This window comes from Methyloversatilis discipulorum (assembly GCF_000385375.1).
Lineage (GTDB): Bacteria > Pseudomonadota > Gammaproteobacteria > Burkholderiales > Rhodocyclaceae > Methyloversatilis > Methyloversatilis discipulorum_A.
This window is the reverse complement of record NZ_ARVV01000001.1, coordinates 547,991-571,581: the sequence shown is the minus strand read 5'-3', so window position 1 is coordinate 571,581 and position 23,591 is coordinate 547,991. Positions and strand designations below refer to the sequence as shown.

The window sequence follows — 23,591 nt, the reverse complement described above, 5'->3', positions numbered from 1 at the left end:
CGCGGCCGGCGAACTGTCACTGAGTCAGGACGGCGCCGTTTCGGTTCCTGCGCCCTGCGCATTTTCGTGCGCCGCACCGTCCGGTATGCCCTGCAGACGCCGCCTCACCATGTGGATGTGGGCACGCAACTGGTAGTGGTAATCGGAATGCGCCAGCGGCACGTGGATGCGCGCGACCGCCGCCTCGATGCGGTCGATGTCGTCCAGCCACTCGGCCCGGCTGCGTGTCTGATCCGGCAGCATGGCCTGACGTTCGACGTCCTTCAGTTCGCCGTACCAGCGGTACAGCTTGCTGCGCACGCGCCAGACGTAGAGCTGCGGCAGGATCTTGAACAGCGGGACCGCCAGGGCCAGCAGCGGCACCAGCAGCACCAGCATGCGGTCGAACAGATTGGCGATCGAGAACGGCAGGTAGCGCTGCAGGAAAGGCGGGCCGACCTCGTAGAAGCGCTTGGCGCGCGGGTGCAGTTCGAAGTCGCCGCCATCCGCCTTCGGGAACTCGCCCGGCCGCTGGAACACGCTGGCCTCGGCATGCGCCGGCTTCATCGCGCCCAGCATCAGGTCGATCAGCGCCGGGTGCGTGTCTTCGCGCGCCACCATATAGGCCTGTGTCGCCACCAGCGACACGTCCTTCGGCGGAATGTCGCGCACGAAATCGATGGCGCCGCGCGGCAGCGTCAGCATGGTCAGATGCGGGAAGCGGCGCGAGTATGCGGACGCCTGCGTCATGCTCATCAGCGACACGCCGTCCGAATAGAGCAAGGCCCAGACGCTGGCCGAATGCACCGCGCCGACCACCACCAGCGCGTCGATGCGGCGGTCGCGCAGCGCGGTGACGCCAACGATTCCGCTCAGCGGCAGCAAGCGCCGCTTGTCGTCCGCCATGCCGTGCGCCGCCAGCATCTGCAGCGCAAGATGGCGGGTGCCACTGCCCTCCGGCCCGACGCCGATGCGCAGGCCCTTCAGCTGGTCCAGCCGCTCCAGCCCGGGCCGGCCACGGTAGAACACCCACACCGGTTCGTAATAGGCGGCCCCGAGCGACAGCAGGCCGGGCGGGTGATCTTCCGCGCTGCCGCCCTGGACGAAAGCGAAATCGACGGTCTGTTCCGGGTCGTTCAGGCGCTTCAGATTCTCGATCGAACCGGCGCTTTCGAGCAGCTTCACGCCGACGCCGAAGGGCTCGATCAGCGGCTTGTAGCGCGCGCAGAAGGATTCGTAGGCAGACCCCTGGGCACCGCAGGAAATCGTCGTCTGGTCAGGCGGCGCCGGCTTGATGTAGCGGGCGGCGAACCAGAAACCGGCGGCGATGATGAGCAGGGCTGGCAGGCCGAGCGCGAACATGTCGCGGAAGGACAGCTGGCGCAGCCAGTTGCGCAGCGCGGAAGCGCGAAGCGTGTAGGGCGTCGGAGCATTCATCGGGCAGTAGGTTAGCGCGCCGACCGGGCTTGCGCACGGCCGGATGCTCTCGCGCGCATCTGTTTCATTCTGTCAGCCACGATCCGGGCCATCTAAAGTCGCCCGCGCGCGGCGCCGTTATTCCTTCGTGCGGAAAGGATGGATCGGGCGGGCCGATCGGGCACCGCCGCACATCGAAAAAGATACGCACACGGGGTGCCCTGGATGAATGTAGTGGTCGTGGATGACGCGCAGGTGAATCTGGTTCTGATGTCTGCGCTGCTGGGCAAGCTGCCGGACGTGGAATCGACCTGTTTCCTGTCACCGTCCGAGGCGCTGGAACACTGCATGCGCGAGGACCCGGATCTGGTCATCGTCGACTACATGATGCCGGACATGGATGGCATCGAATTCATCCGGCGCTTCCGCTCCAATCTGGCGCGCACCCAGACACCGCTGCTGATGGTCACCGCCGACCACGAGCGCGAAGTGCGCTACCGCGCGCTGGAATCCGGCGCCAACGATTTCCTGACCAAGCCGGTGGATCGTGTCGAGTTCACCTCGCGCGTCCGCAACATGCTGTCGCTGAGGCGCAGCCAGGTCGTGCTGGCCAACCACGCCCGCGTACTGGCCGAAGAGGTCCGCCGTGCTACCGCCGAAATTTTCGAACGCGAGCGCGAAACGCTGAACAAGCTGGCGCGCGCCGCCGAATTCCGCGACCCCGAAACCGGCGCGCACATCCTGCGCATGGCTCACTTCTCGGCGCTGATCGCACGCGAAATGGGTCTCGACGCCGACATGGAGGAGGCCCTGCTGATCGCTGCACCGATGCACGACGTCGGCAAGCTGGGCACGCCGGATCACATCCTGCTCAAGCCGGGCCGCCTCGACCCGGACGAGTTCGAAATCATGAAGCAGCACGCCACCATCGGCCACGAAATCCTGAAGGACTCCGCCTCGCCCTACATGCAGTTGGCGGCGACGATTGCGCTCAGTCACCACGAGAAATTCGACGGCAGCGGCTACCCGAAGGGCCTTGCCGGTGATGCCATACCGCTGGTCGGGCGCATCGTCGCGGTGGCCGATGTGTTCGACGCGCTGACCTCGTCGCGCCCCTACAAGCAGGCGTGGGCGGTCGAACGCGCGGGCGACTTCCTTGCCGATGGCAGGGGGCGACATTTCGATCCGGCCTGCGTCGATGCCATGCTCGGGCGCTGGGACGAAGTGCAGAACATTCGTGCGCGCTTCCGGGACGAAGACTGATCCATGAATCCATCAGCCTTCGGGCCGCACCGCCTGCTGCTGCGCATCACCGCATTGTTTGCGCTCGCCTTCGGCGTCGGCGCGGCGGGTAATGCGCTGTACACGGCGAGCGAACAGACGCACGAAACACTGCGCCTGCTTGAACGCGGCGCGCTGGCCGAGACGCACACCATCGCCGCCAGCCTGGCGGCCGACATCGAATACGACCGCGACGCCCTGGTCGCGCTGCGGCCGCGGCTGCCCGACACGGCCGTGCTGCTGGCGGCGGCGCTGGTCACGCCGAACGGCGAAGTCCTGTCGGCACTCCGACGCGCCGGCGATGGCGCCTGGCGCACGGCCGACACCCGCCCGACCGACGCACCGCCACCGGGCCTGATCGCGCGTGCGCGCGCTGCGGCAGAGGACGATGCGGGGCGGCGGATCGTCGTCAGCTGGGTGCCACTGGTGGCCGGCGGACAGACCGTATGGCTGCGCACCGAGACCGATACACCGGAAGCGCGCGAAGTGCATGCGCACATTCTGCGTGACAGCCTGCTGCACGGGCTGTTCGCAATGCTGCTCGGCGCTGGCGCGCTCTACCTGCTGCTGCGCCGGCCGCTGGCCGCGCTGAACCAGTGCACCGACTTCGCCGAAAAGCTGGACCAGGCGATGGGCGAAACCCTGCCAACCGCGACCGGCTCGCATGAAACCGATCGGCTGACACGGGCGCTGAACTGGGCGTCGCTGAGCCTGTACGACCAGCGCAGCGCACTGGCCGAAAGCGAAGCACGCACCGGTGCGATTCTCGGTGCGGCGCTGGACGCAGTGATCACCTTCGACGGCTTCGGCAACGTGATCGAATACAACCCGGCTGCGGAACGCATGCTGGGCTGGACGGCTGCCGAGGCGATGCAGCACCCGGTGATCGAGCTGCTGGTGGCCCCCTCCGAACGCGAGCCGGGTCAGCACGACCTGCTGCAGTGGCTGAGCCGCCACTTCGATTCCGTCATCGGACATCACATGGAGCTGGACATCCGCCACCGCAGCGGTCGCCGCTTCCCCGCCCAACTGGCCATCACCTCGACGCACATGAAGGGGCGTGCGCTGTTCACCGCCTTCATTTCCGACATCAGCGAGCGACGCGCGGTGCACGAGCAGATGATGCAGGCGCGTGACGCCGCCGAGGCAGCAAGCCGCGCCAAGAGCGACTTCCTGGCCAATATGAGCCACGAAATCCGCACGCCGATGAACGCCATCATGGGCATGACCGAACTGGCGCTCGACACCGACCTGACCGGCGAACAGCGTGAGTACCTGACACTGGTGAAGCAGTCGTCGGACACACTGCTGACGCTGATCGACGACATCCTCGACTTCTCGAAGATCGAAGCCGGGCACCTGGACTTCGAACACATTCCGTTCAGCCTGCGCGAGGTGATCGGCAGCATCGTGCGCACGCTGGCGCCCAAGCCGGGACGTCCGGTCCAGCTCGGCTGCCGCATCGATCCGTCGGTGACCGACGGCGTCGTCGGCGATCCGGTCAGGCTGCGTCAGGTGCTGACCAATCTGATCGGCAACGCATTGAAGTTCACCGAGCGCGGCAGCGTCGACCTGTCGGTCACGCTCGACCGCCAGGACGAAGGCGTGCAGGGCCTGCGCTTCGCGGTGCGCGACACCGGCATCGGCATTCCGGCGGACAAGCAGGCGCTCATCTTCGACGCCTTCTCGCAGGCGGACAGTTCGACCACCCGCCGCTTCGGCGGTACCGGCCTCGGCCTTGCCATCTGCACGCGGCTGGTCAAGCGCATGGGCGGCAGGCTGGAAGTGATCAGCGCACCAGGCGAGGGATCGACCTTTCATTTCACCGTCCCGTTCGCCAGCGCACGCGCCGGCGAACTGGCATCGCAGGAAACCGGCTCGCTGGAGCGCATGCCTCTGCTGGTGATCGAGCCCGACCCGTCATCGCGTACGCATCTCGCCGCCCAGCTGGCGCAGTGGCAGATGGCGGCGCGGCTGTGCGCCGATCTCGACGAAGGCATCGGTGCCATCGTGTCGGCAGAAAGCGAGGCTCAGTGCTTCCGCGCACTGCTGGTAGCGGAGGACCTCGCCGCACGCGACGGCTGGGCGCTGGTGCATGCGCTGAAGGGACAGTGCGCCGCCGAACTGCCCATCATCCTGTTGCACGACGGTGCCGCACCGGGCGCCAGCGCCCTGCCCGCCGGCATCAGCGGCAGCGTCGCCCGGCCCGCGCAGACTGCAGCCCTGCTCGACGCGCTGATGGCCGCGACGGGCACCGGCACGACCGGCCAGCGGCGCAGCATTCCGGTGACCGAGGGCGGAGAAGGACGCCGTCTCAACATCCTGCTGGCCGAAGACAATCCGGTGAACCAGACGCTGGCGGTACGCCTGCTGGAGCGCCTGGGCCACCAAGTCGACGTGGCGGCGAACGGCCTCGAAGCCGTCGCGAAGGCAGCCTGCATCCGCTACGACGTCATCCTGATGGACCTGCAGATGCCGCAGATGGGCGGCTTCGACGCCACGCGTCACATCCGCGCACAGGACGGCGAGCGCCACACGCCCATCGTGGCGATGACAGCGCACGCAATGGCTGGCGACCGTGAGAAGTGCTTTGCCGCCGGCATGGACGCCTACGTGTCGAAACCGATACAGGTTCCGGCACTGATACGCGCACTGGAAGAGGCATTGCAGAAGCCGGCGTCGGCGCCGGCCGAACGCCCCGAGGAGTGCATCGGCAAGGCGGACGGCACGCACGCCGCGCAGTTCGACCGCGCGTTCACGCTCGGCAATCTGGGCGGCGACGAAGTGCTGATGCGCGACATCATCGTGCTCTTCCTGCGCGACTACCGGACCATGCTGGGTGCGTTGCGCGAGGCACGGTCGGTGTCGCGCGATGCGCTTGCGGCCGAGGCGCACACGCTCAAGGGTACGGTGCGCAATTTCGGCGGCACCCGAGCCGCCGGCATCGCCGGGCGGCTTGAACGCGGTGGCGCCGCTGCGCCGGACGACGCCGGCACCGACCTGCTGATCGACCAGCTGGAAACCGAGGTGGAGGCCCTGGCCGCCGAACTGCGGGCGGAACTGCAGGCCGCCCGCGTAGCAGCCTGATCAGCCGAAACGTCGCCGCGCCACAGCGGCGACCAGCGCCACGCCGGACAGCATCAGCGCCCACGATGCAGGCTCGGGCACGGCGGTGATGGCGACGTTGTCGAGCGCCGTCGTCTCCACCACCCCGGAGATGTACTCGCCACGGATGCGCAGGCGCTGCAGGTCGCCGAGCACCGACTGCATTTGTGCGGCGGTGGCGAAGCTGCCGCCAAGACCGCCCACGCGCCAGCTACCCTCCGCCAGCGTCACCGTAAAATCGGTCCAGTCGATGCCCGGCTGGTAGTCGTGCTGGAACACCAGCACGAGACCCGCGCCGTTCACCAGCACCACGTCCGGGTCATCGCGCCACTGCGGCGTCTGCACCGACAAGGTCTGGCTGTAGTGCAGCGTACCGCCGTAGTAGCCCGACAGGTCGCCGAGGAAGGATTCCGGCGCCTCGAAGAAGAAGCTCATCGCCGACGGATCGGTGTAGCGGATGAACTGGCCTTCCTCGTCGTAGTCGGGTGTGAAGGAGCCGCCGAAGGAATCGAAGGGCGGATTGGTGTCGGATACCGTCCAGCCGTCATTGCCGGAGTCGAAGGTACTCGACGGCGCAGCGAATGCCGCGTGGGACGCGCCGAGCGACAGCAGCAGCGCGATGATGTGGGAACGCATGTCCGACCTCCGATTCCGATGTTGGAAGCCGGCAACCTAAACCTGCAGGGCACGCACGCCACGTGAATATCTCACGGACGTGCGTTGCCGGTGGCAGGCTCAGCCTGCGGACTGCGAACCGCGCTGGATGAACTCGATCTTGTAGCCGTCCGGGTCCTCGACGAAGGCGATCACGGTCGAGCCGTGCTTCATCGGGCCGGCCTCGCGCACCACCTTGCCGCCGCGCGCCTTCACCTGCTCACAGGCGGCGTAGGCGTCGTCGACCTCGAGCGCGATGTGGCCGTAGGCGTTGCCGAGGTCGTACTTGTCGGTATCCCAGTTGTGGGTCAGTTCGAGCACCGCGCCGTCGGCTTCGTCCTGGTAGCCGACGAAGGCCAGCGTGAACTTGCCGTCCGGATAGTCCTTGCGGCGCAGCACGCGCATGCCGAGGACACTGGTGTAGAAATCGATGGAGCGGTCGAGATTGCCGACGCGCAGCATGGTGTGAAGGATGCGCATGTGTGAGTCCTCATTTCAGTTCAGCACGGCCGTTCCGAAGGAACTGACCTTCCCCTTGCGGGGGGTGAGGCAGGGGTGCGGCGCATTGCGCCGCGCCTGCCAAACGGGTCGGCTGTGCGAAGCCGACCCTGTACGTGCCTGGCGAGTAAGGGGGCTGTTTCATTCTAGGGGGCGACGATGCGCCCCGGGTGGTGCGCGCGCAGCTCGCGCCGCGCCGCCTCGAAACCGGGCAGGATGGCGGCCACGGTATCCCAGAACGCGCGCGAGTGATTCAGTTCCTTCAGGTGAGCAAGTTCGTGCGCAATCACGTAATCGATCAGCGCCGGCGAGAAATGTATCAGTCGCCAGTTCAGCCGGATCACGCCCTGTGCGGTGCACGAGCCCCACAGCGTATTGGCCGAACTGAGCACCACCCGTTCGGGCGCCACACCGATGCGCGCGCCGAGCTCGGTCGCGCGGCGGGTGAACAGCGCCAGCGCCTCCTGCTGCAGGAAGCCGCACACCGCGTCGCGCACGCGGTCGTGGTCGGCGTCGGCCGGCAGTGGCAGGCGCAGCACCTCGTTGTCGATCAACGGTCGCGCGCAGGTGTCACCGAGGCGCAGCATGACGTGCGTACCCAGCCAGGGCAGCCGGGCGCCGTCGCGCCAGTCGGTGCGCACCGGGGCACGACGGGCACGCACTTCGCCCAGCTTGGTGAATATCCAGCGTTGCTTTTCGCGCAGCGCTTCTTCGATCTGCGGCAGGGTCACCCAGTGCGGCGCGGTCACGCGCAGGCCGGATTCACCGATGGAAAAGCCGATCGAGTTGCGGCGGCTGCGACGCAGTGCGTACTCGATGATCTGCTGACCGAGCACGATGTGGCGACCGCGCGGCTGCGGCGGCGCGTTGTCCGGCGTATCGAGCGCCAATTCAAGCTGCTGCGGGCTGTGGGTTTGAGCCATAGTGATGCGGGAACAGTCTGCGCATTTCACTTTCGATCCAGGCTTGAGCCTGCCCGTTGATCTGTTCCGCCGTCAAGCCCTGCGTGTCGATCGCCGGTCCGATGCTCACCGTGATTTCGCCCGGCAGCTTGAGGAAGGCATTGCGCTTCCAGAAGTCGCCGGCGTTGTGCGCGATCGGCACCACCGGCGCACCGGTCACCTCGGCCAGCCGCGCACCGCCTATCTTGTAGCGCTTCGTGTGCCCGGGTGGCATGCGCGTGCCCTCGGGAAAAACGGTCACCCAGAAACCGAGGTCGAGCAGGCGAGCGCCCTGCTCCTCGACCTGTTTGAGAGCGTCCTTGCCGGCGCCGCGGTCGATCGCAATCATCGGCATGCAACCGAGGCCCCAGCCGAAGAAGGGTATGCGCAGCAGCTCGCGCTTGAACACGAAGGCGACCGGCGGCAGGAATACCTGCAGCGCCATCGTTTCCCACGCCGACTGGTGCTTGCACAGCACCACTGCCTTGCCCTTGGGCAGGTTCTCGCTGCCGATGACGCGATGGCGCAGACCGACGATGACGCGCAGCGCGAACATCGTCAGATGCGTCCACAACCCGATCAGGCGGTAGCGCACATGGGGCGGCAGCGGCCGCGCCAGGATGGCGATCAGCGAAAACGGCGGCGTGATGACGAAGAGGAAGACGAAGAACAGCAGCGAGCGGACGAAGGGCATCAGTCGGTATTCACCGTGAGTGCACGCACATAGGCGGCGAGGTTGTCATGAACCGGCGTGCCAGGCGGCAGCTCGGGATCGGCTTCGGTCTTCCCGCCCTTGCCGGTGCGTACCAGCACCGGCTGCGCACCGGCGGCGACGGCCGACTGCAGGTCGCGCAGGCTGTCGCCGACCACCGGCACGTCGTTCAGGTCAACATTGAAGCGCTCGGCGATCTCCAGCAGCATGCCTGGCTTCGGCTTGCGACAGGCGCACTTGGAATCGGCCGCGTGCGGACAGAAGAAGATGGCGTCGATGCGGCCGCCGGCCTGTGCCACCGTGCGGTGCATCTTGTCATGGATGGCGGCCAGCGTATCCATGTCGAACAGACCGCGGCCCACACCCGACTGGTTGGTCGCCACCACCACGCGCCAGCCCCACTGGTTCAGCAGCGCGATCGCCTCCATCGACCCTTCGATCGGTCGCCATTCCTGCGGCGACTTGATGAATTGATCGGAGTCGTAGTTGATGACACCGTCACGGTCGAGAATGATGAGCTTCACCCGCTCAGTCCTTCAGCTCAAGGCGGGAAATGTCGGCCACTGCATTCATCGCTGCCGCCAGTTCGCCCAGCAGTGCGAGGCGGTTGGCGCGCACCTTGAGGTCGTCGGCATTGACCATCACGTCGTCGAAGAAGCGGTCGACCGGCGCGCGCAGCTGCGCCAGTGCGGTCAGTGCTTCGGCGTAGCGGCCCGCGTCGAGATCGGCACGCAGCGCCGGCTGCACCGCCGTCAGCGCGGCGTGCAGATCGCGCTCGGCGGCTTCGGCGAACAGGGCCGCGTCGACACCGACCGCCACGCCGTCCGCCTTCTTCAGGATGTTCACGATGCGCTTGTTGGCAGCGGCCAGCGACTGCGCCTCCGGCAGCGCCGAGAAGGCAACCACGGCTGCCAGCTTGGCCGGCACCAGGTCGACGCGCGTCGGTCGCAGCGCCAGCACGGCGTCGATCGCACGCGCATCGTGACCGGCTTCGCGCAGCAAGTTGCGCAGGCGCTCGAACATGAAGTCCAGCAGTTGCGCCTCGAAGTTCGCCGCGTCGCCCTCGCCCACCTGGCCCGCGCGGAAACCGCCGCGCGCGGCGGCAATCAGTTCGGCCAGATCGAGCGGCAGCGGCGTTTCCATCAGGATACGCAGCACGCCGAGCGCGGCGCGGCGCAGCGCGAACGGGTCCTTGTCGCCGGTCGGGATCTGCCCGATGCCGAAGAAGCCGGCCAGCGCGTCGATCTTGTCGGCCAGCGACACCGCACACGCGACGGCGCCATCCGGCAGCGCGTCGCCGGCGAAGCGCGGGCGGTAGTGCTGCTCGACCGCCTGCGCAACGACCTCGGCTTCGCCGTCGTGCTGTGCGTAGTAACGCCCCATCACGCCCTGCAGCTCGGGGAACTCGCCCACCATGTCGGTCATCAGGTCGGCCTTGGCCAGCAGGCCGGCGCGCGCCGCCTGCATCACGTCGGCGCCGAGGCGACCGCCGATGTCGGTGGCCAGACGCTGGATGCGCATGACGCGGTCGAACTGGCTGCCCAGGCGGTTGTGATAGACCACCGCCTCCATCTTCGGAATGCGCGCGGCCAACGGCGTCTTCTTGTCCTGCTCGAAGAAGAAGCGCGCGTCCGACAGGCGGGCGCGAACCACGCGCTCGTTGCCGGACACGATGTTGTGCGGATCGGCCACCTGCATGTTGGACACCACCAGGAAGCGGTTCAGCAACTTGCCGCTGGCATCGAGCAGCGGGAAATACTTCTGGTTGGCCTTCATCGTCAGGATGAGGCATTCCTGCGGCACGGCGAGGAAGTCCGGTTCGAACTGCGCGACATAGACATTCGGGTTCTCGACCAGCGCCGTCACTTCGTCGATCAGCGCCGCGTCATCGACGTGGTGCACGCCGTTGCCGATGTCGGCGCAGACGTGCGCCAGCCGCTGCACGATGAGCGCGCGGCGTGCCTCGAAGGACGCCATCACCGCGCCGCGCTCGTACAGCGCACGCGCGTATTCGTCGGCGTTCGCCAGTGTCACTTCGCCCTCGCCCATGAAGCGGTGGCCGCGCGTGCTGCGACCCGAGGCGTGGCCGAAGGCCTGGCCCGGCACGACGCGGTCGCCGTGCAGCAGCACCAGACCGTGCACCGGGCGCACGAACTGGTAGTCGCAGTCGGCCCAGCGCATCAGCTTCGGAATCGGCAGCTTCTTCAGCGCTTCGAGCACGATGCCGGCCAGCACCTCGTCAAGCGCGGCGCCCGGCACCGTCATCGCGTAGAACAGCGTTTCGCTCTTGCCGTCCATGCGACGGGTGAACTGCGGCAGCGCCTCGGCCGGAATGTTCTTGGACTGCAGCTTCTTCAGCAGCGCCGGTGTCGGCTTGCCATCGGCATCAAGCGCGACGGCGACCGGCATCAGCTTTTCATCGACCACCGCATCGGGCGCGCGGTCGGTCACGCCCTGCACGGTCAGCGCGAGACGGCGCGGGCTGGCGTAGCGGTCCATGCGCGCGTCGGCAGCGACCAGCTTGCGCTCGACCAGCGCCTTGAACACCGCGTCGGCAAACACCTCGCCCAGGCGCGACAGCGCCTTGGGCGGCAATTCTTCGGTCAGCAGTTCGACCAGCAATGTGGCTTGCATAGCTCTTCCAGAGGGCCGCCGCAGCGGCCTCAAAACAGTTCTGTCGGATCAGGACGGGGCAAGAATGACGCAACTCAGGCGGCGCGCAGCGCTTCGATGCGCTGACACTCTTCCTCGCCGAGCAATGCGCGCAGGCGCGGGCTGCTCAGGTCGGCCATCGGGAAACCGCGCTGTTCGCGCGAGGCGTAGTAGGCCTGCGCCACCAGCCGTGCCAGCGCGCGCACGCGGCCGATGTAGGCAGCGCGCTCGGTCACTGAAATGGCGCCGCGCGCATCGAGCAGGTTGAAGCTGTGCGAGGCCTTCATCACCATTTCGTAACCGGGCAGCGGCAGACCGGCTTCGATCAGGCGCTTCGCCTCCGACTCGTAATCGCCGAACTGGCGGAACAGCCATTCGACGTTCGAATGTTCGAAGTTGTAGGTCGACTGTTCGACCTCGTTCTGGTGATACACGTCGCCATAGCGGATGCCCGGTGCCCACACCAGGTCGTACACGTTCTCGACGCCCTGCAGGTACATGGCCAGGCGCTCGGCGCCGTAGGTGATTTCGCCGAGCACCGGCTTGCACGGAATCGAACCCACTTCCTGGAAGTAGGTGAACTGCGTCACTTCCATGCCGTCCAGCCACACTTCCCAGCCCAGGCCCCAGGCGCCCAGCGTCGGCGACTCCCAGTCGTCCTCGACGAAGCGGATGTCATGCTGCGAAGGATCGAGACCGAGTGCGCGCAGGCTGTCGATGTACAGCTCCTGGATGTTCGGCGGCGACGGCTTCAACGCGACCTGGAACTGGTAGTAGTGCTGCAGACGGTTCGGGTTCTCGCCATAGCGGCCATCCTTCGGCCGGCGCGAGGGCTGCACGTATGCGGCGCGCCAGGGCTCGGGGCCGATGGCGCGCAGGAAGGTGGCGGTGTGGAAGGTGCCGGCACCGACCTCGATGTCATAAGGTTGAAGCAGCGCGCAGTTCTGCTCGCCCCAGAAACGGGACAGACGCAGCAGCACTTCCTGGAATGTGGGTGCAGCAGACATGGAGCCAGACCGTGAGGGAAAGGCGGGATTTTACCGGCTCAGCCTCTTTTGCGCTGCACCGCGGCAACGATGATGACGGCAAGCGCCAGCAGCAGCACCGGCACATTGCCCCAGCGCATGAAAGGGGTGAGGCCCTGGTAGCCCTGCAGCTCGACGCGCAGGGCCGCGCGAGTGAAAGGCGGCAGCGCCGCGACGACGCGGCCGTCCGGCTGTATGGCCGCGGTCATGCCGGTGTTGGTCGCGCGCAGCATCGGCCGACCGAGTTCGAGCGCGCGGATCTGCGCAATCTGCAGGTGCTGCGGCTGCGCCCACGAATCCCCGAACCAGGCGGTGTTCGACACATTGACCAGCAGCGTGGCGTCGCGCGCGGCATCGATCAGCTCCTCGCCGAACACGTCCTCATAGCAGATGTTCACCGCCACCTTCTCGCCGGCCAGCGCCAGCGGCGGCTGCACCTTCGCGCCGCGACCGAAGTCGGACATCGGAATGGACAGCAGCTGCAGCGTCCACGCGAACAGCGGTGGCGTGAACTCGCCGAAGGGCACCAGGTGCGACTTGCTGTAACGCGCATCGTCATGGCCGAGCGCCACCGCGCTGTTGAAATAGCGCGCGCGCCCATCGACCTCGCCCAGCGTGACCGCACCCATCAGCACATCGCGCCCGGTAGCGCGCACGGCGGCCAGCCAGGCCGGATCGATCTCGGCGTAGGGCAAGGGGATGGCCGTCTCCGGCAGAACCACCAGATCGGCCGGCCAGGCGCGCGCGAGGTCGAGATAGGTCTGCATCGAATCGGGCAGCCGCTCGGGCACCCACTTCATGCTCTGTTCGATATTCCCCTGCAGCAGGCTCACCGTGAGCGCGCGGCCGGTCGCTTCGGTCCAGCGCACGCTGCCGAGCAGGCCGCCGACCACCAGCAGCGCTGCCAGCGACAGCAGCACCGGGCGCAGCGCGATGCGGCGCAGCACGAAAAGCGCGAGCAGGCCGGACATCAGCGCGGCAACGAAGCCGGCGCCGTGCACGCCGAACAGCGGCACGTAGCCGGCGAGCGGGCTCGGCGTCGCGTGCGCATAGCCGCTGGCCAGCCAGGGGAAGCCGGTGAACAGCGTGCCGCGCAGCCACTCCGACGACACCCACAGCGCGGCGAACAGCCAGGGCGTCAGCGCCACCGACGGACGCAGCGCGCGCATGAGGGCACATACGGCAGCGGGGAACAGCGAAAGATAGGCGCAGAACAGCACGGTGGCCAGCAGCGACAGCGGCAAGGGCATGCCGCCGAACTGGCTCAGGCTGACGTTGACCCAGGACACGCCGGCGAGGAACCAGCCCATGCCGAAGGCAAAGCCGGTCAGCGCGGCAGCGCGGACAGAAAGCGTATCGACCAGCCACAGCAGCGTAGCCAGCGCGACGACCGGCAGCGCGAACACGCCGAAGGGCGCGAAGCCGCCAACCGCCAGCGCACCGGCCGCAGCAGCAGCGGCCAGTCGGACGGCCGGCCTCATTCGACGGCGGACGGTGCGGCCGGAGGCGCGATGCGATCGACCATCAGCGTGTGCACGCGACGACTGTCGGCGCGCAGCACGGTGAAGCGCAGCGTGTCGATCTGCACCACCTCGCCGCGCTTGGGCAGACGACCGATCTGATGGATGACCAGCCCGCCCACGGTGTCGTAGGCGTCATCGTCGAAGGTGGTGCCGAACACCTCGTTGAAGTCCTCGATTTCGGTGCCGGCCTTGACCCGGTAACGACCGGTCTGGTCGACCCGGATGTTGTCGGCCGACTCGTCGAAGTCGTACTCGTCCTCGATGTCGCCGACGATCTGCTCCAGCACGTCCTCGATGGTGACGAGGCCGGCGACGCCGCCGTATTCGTCGACCACGATGGCCATGTGGTTGCGGCTGGCGCGGAATTCGCGCAGCAGCACGTTCAGACGCTTCGATTCGGGAATGAATACCGCTGGCCGCAGCATGTCGCGCAGGCTGTCGTCGTCGCCCGACATGAGGCGCAGCAGATCCTTGGCGAGCAGGATGCCGATCACGTCGTCGCGGTTCTCGCCGATCACCGGGAAACGCGAGTGCGCGGTGCGCAGCGCGGTCTGCACGATCTTGTCGAGCGGATCGTCGATGTCGATCACGTCCATCTGTGCGCGCGGAATCATCACTTCGCGCACCGGCATGTCCGACACCTGGAGCGCACCCTCGATGATGGAGAGGGCGTCGGCGTCCAGCAGATTGCGTTCGAAGGCGGAGTGCAGCAGCACCAGCAGTTGTTCTCTGTCTTCCGGCTCGCGCATCAGCAGATGCGACAGCCGCTCGAGAAAACCGGGGCGCTGCGAAGGTGAGGAACTACTGTCCATGCGGGACGCGGGAAACGAACACGCCGGCAGTGTAACCCGGCCAGCGTGTCGGTTTCGAGTCAGGCATCTGGAATGTCCCGGATGTCACGGCCTTACTGGACGCGCAGCTCGACCCGTCGCGCCTCTTCCGGCGGACCATCGGCAGCGGTGATTTCCGGCTTGCGCAGCTTGATGCCGGCTTCGGAGACGCCCGCCGCGACCAGCGCGTCGCGCACCGCGAGCGCCCGCGCCTTGGCCAGTTCGGCGTTCTGCGCGGCATCACCCGACGGGTCGTGGAAGCCGGACAGCAGCACGATGGCGCCCGGCGTCGCGCTCAGCGCAGCCTGCGCACGCGCCACGGCATCGGCCAGATCTGCACCGGGTTCGGCGCTGCCGACAGCGAAATAGATGAGCGCCAGCGCCTCGCCCACGGGCTCGGGTGCCTCGATCACCTCCACCACTTCCACCACCTCGACCACTGCAGCATCCGTACCCGGCTTGCCGGCCAGCGATACCGCGAACCCCACCACCGCCGCGACGACCGCGATCACGATGATGGCCACCACCCGCAAACCGACATTACTGTCGTCGTCCTGATCCGACATTTCAGACCTCCGTTGATTGAATCGAGTATTCGTCCGAATACGGATCGGCCACGCCCAGTCCTTGCAGGATGACGCGCTCCTCCGCCTCCATCGCGTCGGCATCGTCGTCCGACGTTTCGTGGTCCCAGCCCTGAAGATGCAGCGTGCCGTGCACGATCAGGTGGGCGGCGTGGTCGGCAAAGGCCTTGCCCTGCTCCCCCGCCTCGCGCGCCAGCACCGGCTGGCACACCACCAGGTCGCCCGCGAGCTGCGTACCCTGTTCGTACGGAAACGACAGCACATTGGTCGCATAGTCGCGGCCACGGTATTCGAGATTTAGCGCCCGCCCTTCTTCCGCGTCGACAAAGCGGACCGTGATGTCTGCGCGCACGACCACGTCCGGGTCGAGCGCAGCGCGCACCCAGCGCTTCACGTCGTCACGCGGCGGGCACGCATCGCGCGCGCACGCGTACTGCACCGACAGATTGAGCCGCATCAGCCGCGCGGTCCCTTGCGCATCGCGTCCTCGGCTTCGCGCTGCGCCTCGAAACGTTCGTAGGCCGACACGATGCGCGCCACCAGCGGGTGGCGCACCACGTCTTCGGCGAGGAAATCGGTCATCGCGATGCCGCGCACGTCGGCAAGTATCTTCCGCGCCTCGGCCAGACCGCTCTTGTGACCGCGCGGCAGATCGACCTGGGTCAGGTCGCCGGTGATGACGGCCTTCGAGCCTATGCCCATGCGGGTCAGGAACATCTTCATCTGTTCCGGCGTCGTGTTCTGCGCCTCGTCGAGGATGATGAAGGCGTTGTTCAGCGTGCGTCCGCGCATGTAGGCGAGCGGCGCGATCTCGATCACCTGCCGCTCGAAGGCGCGGGCGACGCGCTCGAAACCCATCAGGTCGTACAGCGCGTCGTACAGCGGCCGCAGGTAAGGATCGACTTTCTGCGCCAGGTCGCCCGGCAGGAAGCCGAGCCGCTCGCCAGCTTCGACCGCCGGTCGGGTCAGCACGATGCGCGCTACCGTCTCGCGCTCCAGCGCGTCGACGGCGCTGGCCACCGCCAGATAGGTCTTGCCGGTGCCGGCCGGGCCGATGCCGAAGGTGATGTCGTGTTCCTGGATCTGCCGCAGATACTGAGTCTGGCGCGGCGTGCGGCCGTGCAGATTGCTCTTGCGCGTCATCAGCACCGGCGCCGCAGGTTCGGCGGCGATGCGGTTCGACAGCTCGATCAGGCCAAGCTGTATCGCGTCTATGCTCAGGTGCTCTGTAGCCGCTGCATAAAAATGGCGCAGCGCCGAGGCAGCCCGCTGCGACTGGCCCGGCTCTCCGCTGACCCGGAAGCGCTCGCCGCGGCGGGCGATCTCGACGTCGTAAGCCGTTTCGAGCTGGCGCAGGTTTTCGTCGAGTACACCGCACAGGTTGGCGAGCCGCGCGTTGTCGAGCGGCTCCAGCACCAGTTCGAGCGGCCGCGGCTTCAAGCGCTGACCGCCTCGCGGATGACCACTTCGCCGCGCAGGCTGTGCGGCAGCGCGCTGGTGATGCGCACGTCGATGAACTGGTTGATCAGCCGCGCCGGGCCGGGGAAATTGACGACGCGGTTGTTGTCGGTGCGTCCGGCCAGCTCGGCGGCGTCCTTGCGCGCGTGGCCTTCGACCAGGATGCGCTGCACGCTGCCGACCATGCTCTGACTGACCGCCTGCGCCTGCTCATCGATGCGCTTCTGCAGCCGCGCCAGCCGTGCCAGCTTGACGTCCTGCGGCGTGTCGTCGGCCAGATCGGCCGCCGGTGTGCCCGGGCGGGCGCTATAGACGAAGCTGAAGCTGCCGTCGAAGCCGACGTCGTCGATCAGCTTCATCGTCTTTTCGAAATCCTCCTCGGTCTCGCCAGGGAAGCCGACGATGAAATCCGAGGTCAGCGACAGGTCGGGCCGCGCCGCGCGCAGCTTGCGCACCACCGCCTTGTATTCGAGCGCGGTGTAGCCGCGCTTCATCGCCGCCAGCACGCGGTCGGAACCCGACTGCACCGGCAGGTGCAGCTGCGACACCAGCTTGGGCAGTTTCGCGTAGGCGTCGAACAGGCGCTGCGTCATTTCGCGCGGGTGTGACGTGGTGTAGCGGATGCGCTCGATGCCCGGCACTTCATGCACGCATTCGAGCAGGAAGGCGAAATCGCCGATGTCGTCCGAGCCGCGGCTGATCGGCGCACGCCAGGCATTGACGTTCTGGCCGAGCAGCGTCACTTCCTTCACGCCCTGGCCGACCAGCGTGGCGATCTCGGTCAGGATGTCGTCCAGCGGCCGCGACACTTCCTCGCCACGCGTATAGGGCACGACGCAGAAGGTGCAGTACTTGGAACAGCCTTCCATGATGGACACGAAAGCAGTCGCGCCCTCGACCCGGGCCGGTGGCATGTGGTCGAACTTCTCGATCTCCGGGAAGCTGATGTCGACCTGCGGCCGGCCGCTGGCGCGGCGCTTCGAAATGAGGTCGGGCAGGCGGTGCAGCGTCTGCGGGCCGAACACCAGATCGACGTAGGGCGCGCGCTCGACGATGGCCGCGCCCTCCTGGCTGGCGACGCAACCGCCGACGCCGATGATCAGGTTGGGGTTGTCGCGCTTCAGGTGCTTCACCCGGCCGAGGTCATGGAACACCTTCTCCTGCGCCTTCTCGCGCACCGAGCAGGTGTTGAACAGGATCACGTCGGCGTCTTCCGGGCGGTCGGTCTTTTCCAGACCTTCGGCGTCGCCGAGCACGTCGGCCATCTTGTCCGAGTCGTACTCGTTCATCTGGCAGCCGAAGGTCTTGATGTAAATCTTGCGGGTCATCGAAGGGGACGGGGAAATTACTGTTTGGGTGCCGGCAGGTCGATCTCTTCGGGCGACAACACCCAGACGCGATACAAATCGCCGTTGTTGTCCAGCTTGTAACGGACCACCTGCTCGCTGCCTATCATCACCGGCAGCAGGATGCGGTTGTCGGTCGAACGGATCTGGGCGCCGGGCGCCAGCCTGAAGGTGTACTTGCCGACTTCGACCATGCCATCGACCGGCGGCTTCATCTTCGCCTTGATCGCATCCGGCGGGATCGCGCGCAGCTGCGCCGCAGCGAGCAGCGGCAGGCAGAGCAGGACGGCACACAGGGCGGAGGGCAGGCGCATCGGAGCCGGGGCGAGGAAACGGTCGGGAATTCACGGATTGTAGCGTGCGCTCCCGGCGAACCCAAACCAGCGCGAACGCAGTGCGGGAGAGGCGCTCCGCTCGGCTTACATGTTGCAACGCAATGAACGGTCGCAGTTGTTAGCACTCAAACGCAGGGAGTGCTAATCTTGCTTCCCAAGGGAGGAATGAATCATGACCCATGCTCTGATGGTTCCGAATCTGTCGATGCCCGGTGCGCTGGGCAATATCGACAGCTATATCCAGGCCGCCAACCGCGTGCCCCTGCTCAGCGAAGAGCAGGAACAGTCACTTGCCCGCCGTTTCCGCGACGACGAAGACCTCGAAGCCGCCCGCGCGCTGGTCATGTCGCACCTGCGTCTGGTGGTGGCGATCGCCCGCGGCTATCTCGGCTACGGCCTGCCGCACGCCGATCTGATCCAGGAAGGCAATATCGGCCTGATGAAGGCGGTGAAGCGCTTCGACCCGGACCGTGGCGTGCGTCTGGTGTCCTTCGCCATCCACTGGATCAAGGCGGAAATCCACGAATACATCCTGCGCAACTGGCGTCTGGTCAAGGTCGCCACGACCAAGGCGCAGCGCAAGCTCTTCTTCAACCTGCGCAGCCTCAAGAGCAGCAGCAACACGCTTAACCCGGCCGAAGTGCGGGAGGTGGCGAAGACGCTGGGCGTGAAGCCGGAAGAAGTGGTCGAGATGGAAACCCGTCTGACCGGGCAGGACGTCGCGCTCGAAGGCAGCAGCGAGGACGACGATCGCGACAGCGCCCGTCTGGCGCCCATCCACTGGCTGGCCGACTCTGCCGCCGAGCCGCTGGAAGTGCTGGAGGCGGCGCAGAACGTGCGCCTGCAGGAAGATGGCCTGCACTCGGCACTGGCGTCGCTCGACGACCGCAGCCGCACCATCGTGCAGCGCCGCTGGCTCGCGCAGGACGGCGAAGCCGCCACCCTGCATGAACTGGCGGCCGAGTACGGCGTGTCGGCCGAGCGCATCCGCCAGATCGAAGCCAAGGCGATGCAGAAGATGAAGGCGTCGATGCAGAAGATGCTGGGCATGGCCGCCTGACCGTCGTTTGTCCCAACAAAAAAGCGACCCGCGGGTCGCTTTTTTGTTGGCCGCAGCAGCTGAGATCAACCCTGGGCCAGCAGTGCCTTCAGGTCGTCGGCGATCTTCTGCGGCGTTTCGCCGTGACGGATGAACAGTCGCAGACGCCCTTGAGTGTCATGCACATAGGTGCCCGCCGAGTGATCCAGCGTATAGCTGTCCGGCGTGCTGCCCGGCACCTTCTGGTAGAAGATCTTGTATTCCTTCGCGACCGCAGCGGTGGCCGCCGTGTCGCCGCGCAGGCCGACGAAGGACGCATCGAACTTCGGTACGTAGGCGGCCAGCAGTTCGGTCGAATCGCGCTCCGGGTCCAGCGTGACGAACAGCACCTGCACCCTGGCGGCGTCCGGCCCGAGCAGCGCCAGTGCCTGCTTCATCGTCGCCAGACTGGTCGGGCAGACGTCAGGGCAGTGCGTGAAGCCGAAGAACAGCGTGACCGCCTTGCCCTTGTAGTCGGCCAGCGTGCGCGCCGCGCCGGTGTGGTCGGTCAGCGCAAAGCCCTTGCCGTAGTCGGCGCCGGTGATATCCACGCTGTGGAAGGTCGGCCCGGACGGCGCGCAGCCCGCCAGCCCTGCCGACAGCAGGGCGGCAACGAAAAGACGGCGCTTCATAGCGGAATGTAGTGGTCGACCAGCAGGGCCGCGAACAGCAGCGACAGGTGCCACAGCGAGAAGCGGAAGGTCTTCTTCGCCAGTTCGTCAGAGTAGTTGCGCATCAGACGCCAGGCATAGACGATGAACATGCCGGACAGCACCACCGCCGACACGAGGTAGATCCAGCCGCTCATGCGCGAGGCGAAAGGCAGCATGGTTACCGCGAACAGGATGAGCGTGTACAGGAAGACCTGCAGCCGCGTGTATTCGGCACCGTGCGTCACCGGCAGCATCGGCAGGCCGGCCTTGGCGTACTCCTGCGTGCGATACAGCGCCAGCGCCCAGAAATGCGGCGGCGTCCAGGCGAAGATGATCAGGAACAGCAGCAGTGCGTCGGCCGACACCTCGCCGGTCACCGCGGCCCAGCCCAGCACCGGCGGCATCGCGCCGGAGGCGCCGCCGATCACGATGTTCTGCGGCGTGGCCGGCTTCAGGAACACGGTGTAGATGATGGCGTAGCCGATGAAGGTGCCGAGCGTCAGCCACATGGTGAGCGGATTCACCCAGTGGTACAGCATGGACAGACCGGCACCGCCGACCACGCCGGAGAAAGCCAGCGTTTCCAGCGAATTCACCTCGCCGCGCGGCAGCGGGCGGGCGCGGGTACGCGCCATCACCGCGTCGATCTTCTGCTCGACCAGACAGTTCACCGCTGCCGCCGCACCGGCGACCAGGGCGATACCGACGGTCGCGGCCGCAACGATGCCGAAATCCGGCAGACCGACCGGCACCGCCAGGAACATGCCGATGACCGCACAGAACACGATCAGCGACACGACGCGCGGCTTGGTCAGCTGCAGGTAATTCGCGAGCCTCAGCGAGAAGGGCTGGATATCAAGCCGCAGGGCTTTCATTTAGGACTCCGGAAACGCGTTGCTGCGCCGTGGCGCGGACGCGGTAGTTTATCAGCACCATGAGGATCACCAATGCTGCAGCGCCACCGTTGTGCGCAGCGGCCAGCGGCAGCGGCAGGCTGAACCACACGTTGGCGAGGCCCAGCATGATCTGCAGCGCAAGCACACCCAGCAGCGCCGTGCCGAGCGGACGATGGCCGGCAGCGCGCAGCGCGAAGCCCAGCGCACCGATCACCAGTGCGGCAACGATGGCACCGACACGATGCATCCAGTGAATGGCGGTCAGCGCATCCATCGTCAGCGTTTCGCCATCGGCGCTCTGCCCCAGCTCGCGCACGATGTGGAAACCGTTGCGGATATCCATCTGCGGCACCCATTCGCCGTGGCAGGTCGGCAGGTCGGTACAGGCGAGCGCCGCGTAATTGGTGCTGACCCAGCCGCCCAGCGATATCTGCATCGCCAGCACGACGAAGGCGACGACCGCCAGCGCGCGCGTCGCCGGCGACACGGTCGGCATCGCCGGCCCACGCGTGCGGGCATACAGCCACACCAGCAGCGTGAGCACGGTCAGCCCGCCGATCAGGTGACCAGTCACGATGGCCGGCTTGAGCAGCATGGTTACTGTCCACTTGCCGAACATCGCCTGCAGGAACAGCACGCCGACCAGCACCGTTGCCAGCACCGGCGAGGCGCCGGCTTCACGCCGGTGACGCCAGGCAAGCGCAGCGATCGCCAGGATGAACAGGCCGACGATGCCGGCGAAGTAGCGGTGGATCATTTCCTTCCACGCCTTGGCGAAGGTGACCGGGCCCTCGGGGTTCGCTTCCTGCGCTGCGGTGATGTGCTCGGACGCATGAATCACCGTGACGTGGCCGTAACAGCCCGGCCAGTCCGGACAGCCGAGACCGGCGTCGGACAGTCGTACGTAGGCGCCGAGGACGATCAGCGCGAAAGTCATTGCAATCGTGGCAAGCAACAGCGTGCGGTAGGTTTTCATCAGCCCAGCCTCGAGTACTTCATCAAACGTTGGAAATCCTTGATCATCTTCTTCGGATCCGGCTCATCCGGATAACGCATCATCACCTGACCGAGCGGGTCGACCAGATGAATGGCGCGCGGATGCGTCGCATCGCCGGCGAACGCGCCCAGGGTCGCGCTGCCGGCCGCCCTGATCACGTGCATACCTTCGATCGCGGTCAGCAGTTCCGCCTTGGGCTGCGTACCGTCGGTCACCAGCCACACGCGCTCGATGCGTTCCTGGTGCTCGCCCTGCGCCTTGCGCACCTGGCGGATGTAATAGAGCAGTTCCTCGCACTTCGCGTCGCAGGCGCCGCCGTCGGCCAGCACCAGCGTCCAGCGGCCCTTGATGGAAGCAAAGTCAAAAGGCTTGCCATCGACCGTGGTCAGCGCCTCGGCCGGCAAGGCACGCGGCGACAGCAGCTGACCGTAGTTCACCGTGCTGTCGGGGCGCCACAGGAAATACATCGCGTAGGACGCGAGCAGCGGCAACACGCATATCGCCGCGAGCACGATCAGGACCTTCTTGCCTTTCAAGACTTCTCTCCCTCTTTCTGCATGGCTGCATAGAGCCCGAATACCAGCGTGACCAGCGCAAACGCGTACCACTGCGCGGCATACATCCAGTGTTTCTCGACGCCGAACTCCGGCTTCACGTCGTCACGCCTCAAGCCGTCCGCGGCGTCACCGGTCTGCACGAGAATGAAAGGCGCGAGCTGCAGACCGGTGGTCTTTGCCACGCGGTCGACCGTGACGTTCTGCCAGACCGCCCCCTGTACCGCATCGCCCGACAGTTCGACGAAGCGCGGCTGGGCGCGCGTAACGACACCCTCTATGCGCTGCGGCCCGGCCGGCGATGCAACCGGCGGCAACACGTCTCGACGCCCGCCGTGCCGGACCCAACCGCGCGCAACCAGCACGCACCGCTCTTCGGTCTGACACAGCGGCATGTGCACCAGGAAACCGGCCTGTCCGTCGCGGACCTGATTGTCGGCGTAGATCAGCACTTCGCTGCGCCACGTACCGGACACTGTTGCCCGCGCGAACTCGGGCGGCGCCGCGTCACTCCACTGGTCCAGGCCCAGCGCCGGCTGCCGCTGCTGCGTCGCGTAAGCGTCTGCCAGCGACTGCTTGTAATGCGCGCGGGCGGTCTGCCAGCGTGCCGCCGACAGCGTGACGCCGATCACCAGCAGGCAGGCCAGCGCAGGCCACAGACGGATGCGAAAACGACGGCGGGCGAAATGGAACTGGAACATTGCTGTCGGACGCCCGGCAGGTACACTGACCACCCGGACTAAGGATTCTTCCTGATGCGTTATCTCGTGATATTCATGCTGCTGACCGTGATCGCCAGCCTCGGTTCAGCGCTGTTCTTCCTGTTTCGCGACAGCGGCAACTCGAGCCGCATGCTGCGCTCGCTGGCCATCCGCGTCGGTCTGTCGATGGCGCTGTTCATCTTCCTGATGCTCGGCTACCGCTTCGGATTCATCACCGGCAAGCTCTGACCGCCGGCGGCGCCCCGCCGACGGGAAACACCCGCCCCAACGCTCCCTACCCACGAAAAAAAGCGCCGCACGATGTGCGGCGCCGAGCGTTTATTTTATAAGGGCTCTTTTTGCTTACCGGCCC

General features: G+C 66.6%; 24 protein-coding genes. 4 read left to right on the top strand and 20 right to left on the bottom strand.

Annotated features, from left to right (window positions below):
- Positions 1-24 precede the first annotated feature (24 nt).
- Positions 25-1,416: a TAXI family TRAP transporter solute-binding subunit gene (locus METRZ18153_RS0102705; protein ID WP_020163293.1), complete on the bottom strand. Its 1,392-nt coding sequence runs from the start codon at positions 1,414-1,416 to the stop codon at positions 25-27.
- Positions 1,417-1,620: 204 nt separating this feature from the next.
- On the opposite strand from METRZ18153_RS0102705, the gene METRZ18153_RS0102700 reads away from it, so the two are divergent.
- Both METRZ18153_RS0102700 and METRZ18153_RS0102695 read left to right on the top strand, forming a co-directional pair.
- Complete coding sequence (locus METRZ18153_RS0102700; protein ID WP_029143503.1) at positions 1,621-2,658, top strand: HD domain-containing phosphohydrolase; 1,038 nt, start codon at positions 1,621-1,623, stop codon at positions 2,656-2,658.
- 3 nt (positions 2,659-2,661) lie between these two features.
- On the top strand, positions 2,662-5,763 hold the full coding sequence (locus METRZ18153_RS0102695) for an ATP-binding protein (RefSeq protein ID WP_029143502.1): 3,102 nt from the start codon (positions 2,662-2,664) through the stop codon (positions 5,761-5,763).
- Here METRZ18153_RS0102695 and METRZ18153_RS0102690 read toward each other — a convergent pair whose 3' ends face one another.
- From METRZ18153_RS0102690 to METRZ18153_RS0102625, 14 genes are all read right to left on the bottom strand, one after another.
- Positions 5,764-6,417 (bottom strand): laminin B domain-containing protein, encoded by a 654-nt coding sequence (locus tag METRZ18153_RS0102690; protein WP_020163291.1) that lies wholly within the window; start codon positions 6,415-6,417, stop codon positions 5,764-5,766.
- A 99-nt stretch (positions 6,418-6,516) separates the two neighbouring features.
- On the bottom strand, positions 6,517-6,915 hold the full coding sequence (gloA, locus tag METRZ18153_RS0102685) for a lactoylglutathione lyase (protein WP_020163290.1): 399 nt from the start codon (positions 6,913-6,915) through the stop codon (positions 6,517-6,519).
- Between the two features lie 164 nt (positions 6,916-7,079).
- Entirely contained in the window at positions 7,080-7,856 is a 777-nt protein-coding gene (locus METRZ18153_RS0102680; RefSeq protein WP_232415948.1) for a M48 family metallopeptidase, read from the bottom strand.
- A complete protein-coding gene (locus METRZ18153_RS0102675) occupies positions 7,825-8,568 on the bottom strand; it encodes a lysophospholipid acyltransferase family protein (protein ID WP_020163288.1) in 744 nt (247 codons plus the stop codon). Before METRZ18153_RS0102675 ends, METRZ18153_RS0102680 begins: the two co-directional genes overlap by 32 nt.
- On the bottom strand, positions 8,568-9,110 hold the full coding sequence (gmhB, locus tag METRZ18153_RS0102670) for a D-glycero-beta-D-manno-heptose 1,7-bisphosphate 7-phosphatase (protein ID WP_020163287.1): 543 nt from the start codon (positions 9,108-9,110) through the stop codon (positions 8,568-8,570). Before gmhB ends, METRZ18153_RS0102675 begins: the two co-directional genes overlap by 1 nt.
- Before the next feature lie 4 nt (positions 9,111-9,114).
- Positions 9,115-11,220 (bottom strand): glycine--tRNA ligase subunit beta, encoded by a 2,106-nt coding sequence (gene glyS / locus METRZ18153_RS0102665; protein WP_020163286.1) that lies wholly within the window; start codon positions 11,218-11,220, stop codon positions 9,115-9,117.
- A gap of 74 nt (positions 11,221-11,294) precedes the next feature.
- Positions 11,295-12,245, bottom strand: a complete 951-nt coding sequence (gene glyQ / locus METRZ18153_RS0102660) for a glycine--tRNA ligase subunit alpha (protein WP_019915440.1) — start codon at positions 12,243-12,245, stop codon at positions 11,295-11,297.
- A gap of 38 nt (positions 12,246-12,283) precedes the next feature.
- On the bottom strand, positions 12,284-13,744 hold the full coding sequence (gene lnt, locus METRZ18153_RS0102655) for an apolipoprotein N-acyltransferase (protein WP_020163284.1): 1,461 nt from the start codon (positions 13,742-13,744) through the stop codon (positions 12,284-12,286).
- Complete coding sequence (locus METRZ18153_RS0102650) at positions 13,741-14,598, bottom strand: HlyC/CorC family transporter (protein ID WP_020163283.1); 858 nt, start codon at positions 14,596-14,598, stop codon at positions 13,741-13,743. The genes lnt and METRZ18153_RS0102650 overlap by 4 nt, the downstream gene beginning before the upstream one ends.
- Before the next feature lie 92 nt (positions 14,599-14,690).
- Positions 14,691-15,182 (bottom strand): OmpA family protein, encoded by a 492-nt coding sequence (locus METRZ18153_RS0102645; protein WP_020163282.1) that lies wholly within the window; start codon positions 15,180-15,182, stop codon positions 14,691-14,693.
- A gap of 1 nt (position 15,183) precedes the next feature.
- A complete protein-coding gene (gene ybeY, locus METRZ18153_RS0102640; protein WP_020163281.1) occupies positions 15,184-15,657 on the bottom strand; it encodes an rRNA maturation RNase YbeY in 474 nt (157 codons plus the stop codon).
- Positions 15,657-16,640: a PhoH family protein gene (locus METRZ18153_RS0102635; protein WP_020163280.1), complete on the bottom strand. Its 984-nt coding sequence runs from the start codon at positions 16,638-16,640 to the stop codon at positions 15,657-15,659. Before METRZ18153_RS0102635 ends, ybeY begins: the two co-directional genes overlap by 1 nt.
- Positions 16,637-17,986, bottom strand: coding sequence for a tRNA (N6-isopentenyl adenosine(37)-C2)-methylthiotransferase MiaB (gene miaB, locus METRZ18153_RS0102630; protein ID WP_020163279.1), 1,350 nt, complete (start codon positions 17,984-17,986; stop codon positions 16,637-16,639). Before miaB ends, METRZ18153_RS0102635 begins: the two co-directional genes overlap by 4 nt.
- Before the next feature lie 17 nt (positions 17,987-18,003).
- The gene (locus tag METRZ18153_RS0102625; protein WP_020163278.1) at positions 18,004-18,318 is read right to left on the bottom strand and encodes a hypothetical protein; all 315 of its coding nucleotides are present in this window, start codon (positions 18,316-18,318) and stop codon (positions 18,004-18,006) included.
- 193 nt (positions 18,319-18,511) lie between these two features.
- Here METRZ18153_RS0102625 and rpoH point away from each other — a divergent pair, with 193 nt between their 5' ends.
- Complete coding sequence (rpoH, locus tag METRZ18153_RS0102620) at positions 18,512-19,399, top strand: RNA polymerase sigma factor RpoH (RefSeq protein WP_020163277.1); 888 nt, start codon at positions 18,512-18,514, stop codon at positions 19,397-19,399.
- A 65-nt stretch (positions 19,400-19,464) separates the two neighbouring features.
- Here rpoH and METRZ18153_RS0102615 read toward each other — a convergent pair whose 3' ends face one another.
- Genes METRZ18153_RS0102615 through METRZ18153_RS0102595 form a run of 5 tightly spaced genes read right to left on the bottom strand, consistent with a single transcriptional unit; the run spans position 19,465 to position 23,218 of the window.
- Complete coding sequence (locus METRZ18153_RS0102615; RefSeq protein ID WP_020163276.1) at positions 19,465-20,049, bottom strand: SCO family protein; 585 nt, start codon at positions 20,047-20,049, stop codon at positions 19,465-19,467.
- On the bottom strand, positions 20,046-20,945 hold the full coding sequence (cyoE, locus tag METRZ18153_RS0102610) for a heme o synthase (RefSeq protein WP_020163275.1): 900 nt from the start codon (positions 20,943-20,945) through the stop codon (positions 20,046-20,048). Before cyoE ends, METRZ18153_RS0102615 begins: the two co-directional genes overlap by 4 nt.
- The gene (locus METRZ18153_RS0102605; protein ID WP_020163274.1) at positions 20,926-21,942 is read right to left on the bottom strand and encodes a COX15/CtaA family protein; all 1,017 of its coding nucleotides are present in this window, start codon (positions 21,940-21,942) and stop codon (positions 20,926-20,928) included. The genes cyoE and METRZ18153_RS0102605 overlap by 20 nt, the downstream gene beginning before the upstream one ends.
- A complete protein-coding gene (locus METRZ18153_RS0102600; RefSeq protein WP_020163273.1) occupies positions 21,942-22,499 on the bottom strand; it encodes an SCO family protein in 558 nt (185 codons plus the stop codon). Before METRZ18153_RS0102600 ends, METRZ18153_RS0102605 begins: the two co-directional genes overlap by 1 nt.
- A complete protein-coding gene (locus METRZ18153_RS0102595) occupies positions 22,496-23,218 on the bottom strand; it encodes an SURF1 family protein (protein WP_020163272.1) in 723 nt (240 codons plus the stop codon). Before METRZ18153_RS0102595 ends, METRZ18153_RS0102600 begins: the two co-directional genes overlap by 4 nt.
- A 54-nt stretch (positions 23,219-23,272) precedes the next feature.
- Between METRZ18153_RS0102595 and METRZ18153_RS0102590 the strand changes: the two genes are divergently transcribed.
- A complete protein-coding gene (locus METRZ18153_RS0102590; protein WP_019915456.1) occupies positions 23,273-23,467 on the top strand; it encodes a twin transmembrane helix small protein in 195 nt (64 codons plus the stop codon).
- Positions 23,468-23,591: the final 124 nt, after the last annotated feature.

Coding starts and splice junctions, on each gene's coding strand:
- ybeY (WP_020163281.1), bottom strand. CDS start 15,657: ATGCGGCTCAATCTGTCGGTGCAGTACGCGTGCGCGCGCGATGCGTGC.
- METRZ18153_RS0102650 (WP_020163283.1), bottom strand. CDS start 14,598: ATGGACAGTAGTTCCTCACCTTCGCAGCGCCCCGGTTTTCTCGAGCGG.
- METRZ18153_RS0102625 (WP_020163278.1), bottom strand. CDS start 18,318: ATGCGCCTGCCCTCCGCCCTGTGTGCCGTCCTGCTCTGCCTGCCGCTG.
- METRZ18153_RS0102605 (WP_020163274.1), bottom strand. CDS start 21,942: ATGAAAACCTACCGCACGCTGTTGCTTGCCACGATTGCAATGACTTTC.
- METRZ18153_RS0102680 (WP_232415948.1), bottom strand. CDS start 7,856: ATGGCTCAAACCCACAGCCCGCAGCAGCTTGAATTGGCGCTCGATACG.
- glyQ (WP_019915440.1), bottom strand. CDS start 12,245: ATGTCTGCTGCACCCACATTCCAGGAAGTGCTGCTGCGTCTGTCCCGT.
- METRZ18153_RS0102675 (WP_020163288.1), bottom strand. CDS start 8,568: ATGCCCTTCGTCCGCTCGCTGCTGTTCTTCGTCTTCCTCTTCGTCATC.
- METRZ18153_RS0102645 (WP_020163282.1), bottom strand. CDS start 15,182: ATGTCGGATCAGGACGACGACAGTAATGTCGGTTTGCGGGTGGTGGCC.
- METRZ18153_RS0102695 (WP_029143502.1), top strand. CDS start 2,662: ATGAATCCATCAGCCTTCGGGCCGCACCGCCTGCTGCTGCGCATCACC.
- cyoE (WP_020163275.1), bottom strand. CDS start 20,945: ATGAAAGCCCTGCGGCTTGATATCCAGCCCTTCTCGCTGAGGCTCGCG.
- lnt (WP_020163284.1), bottom strand. CDS start 13,744: ATGAGGCCGGCCGTCCGACTGGCCGCTGCTGCTGCGGCCGGTGCGCTG.
- METRZ18153_RS0102595 (WP_020163272.1), bottom strand. CDS start 23,218: ATGTTCCAGTTCCATTTCGCCCGCCGTCGTTTTCGCATCCGTCTGTGG.
- METRZ18153_RS0102700 (WP_029143503.1), top strand. CDS start 1,621: ATGAATGTAGTGGTCGTGGATGACGCGCAGGTGAATCTGGTTCTGATG.
- METRZ18153_RS0102615 (WP_020163276.1), bottom strand. CDS start 20,049: ATGAAGCGCCGTCTTTTCGTTGCCGCCCTGCTGTCGGCAGGGCTGGCG.
- rpoH (WP_020163277.1), top strand. CDS start 18,512: ATGACCCATGCTCTGATGGTTCCGAATCTGTCGATGCCCGGTGCGCTG.
- METRZ18153_RS0102590 (WP_019915456.1), top strand. CDS start 23,273: ATGCGTTATCTCGTGATATTCATGCTGCTGACCGTGATCGCCAGCCTC.
- glyS (WP_020163286.1), bottom strand. CDS start 11,220: ATGCAAGCCACATTGCTGGTCGAACTGCTGACCGAAGAATTGCCGCCC.
- METRZ18153_RS0102690 (WP_020163291.1), bottom strand. CDS start 6,417: ATGCGTTCCCACATCATCGCGCTGCTGCTGTCGCTCGGCGCGTCCCAC.
- METRZ18153_RS0102705 (WP_020163293.1), bottom strand. CDS start 1,416: ATGAATGCTCCGACGCCCTACACGCTTCGCGCTTCCGCGCTGCGCAAC.
- miaB (WP_020163279.1), bottom strand. CDS start 17,986: ATGACCCGCAAGATTTACATCAAGACCTTCGGCTGCCAGATGAACGAG.
- gloA (WP_020163290.1), bottom strand. CDS start 6,915: ATGCGCATCCTTCACACCATGCTGCGCGTCGGCAATCTCGACCGCTCC.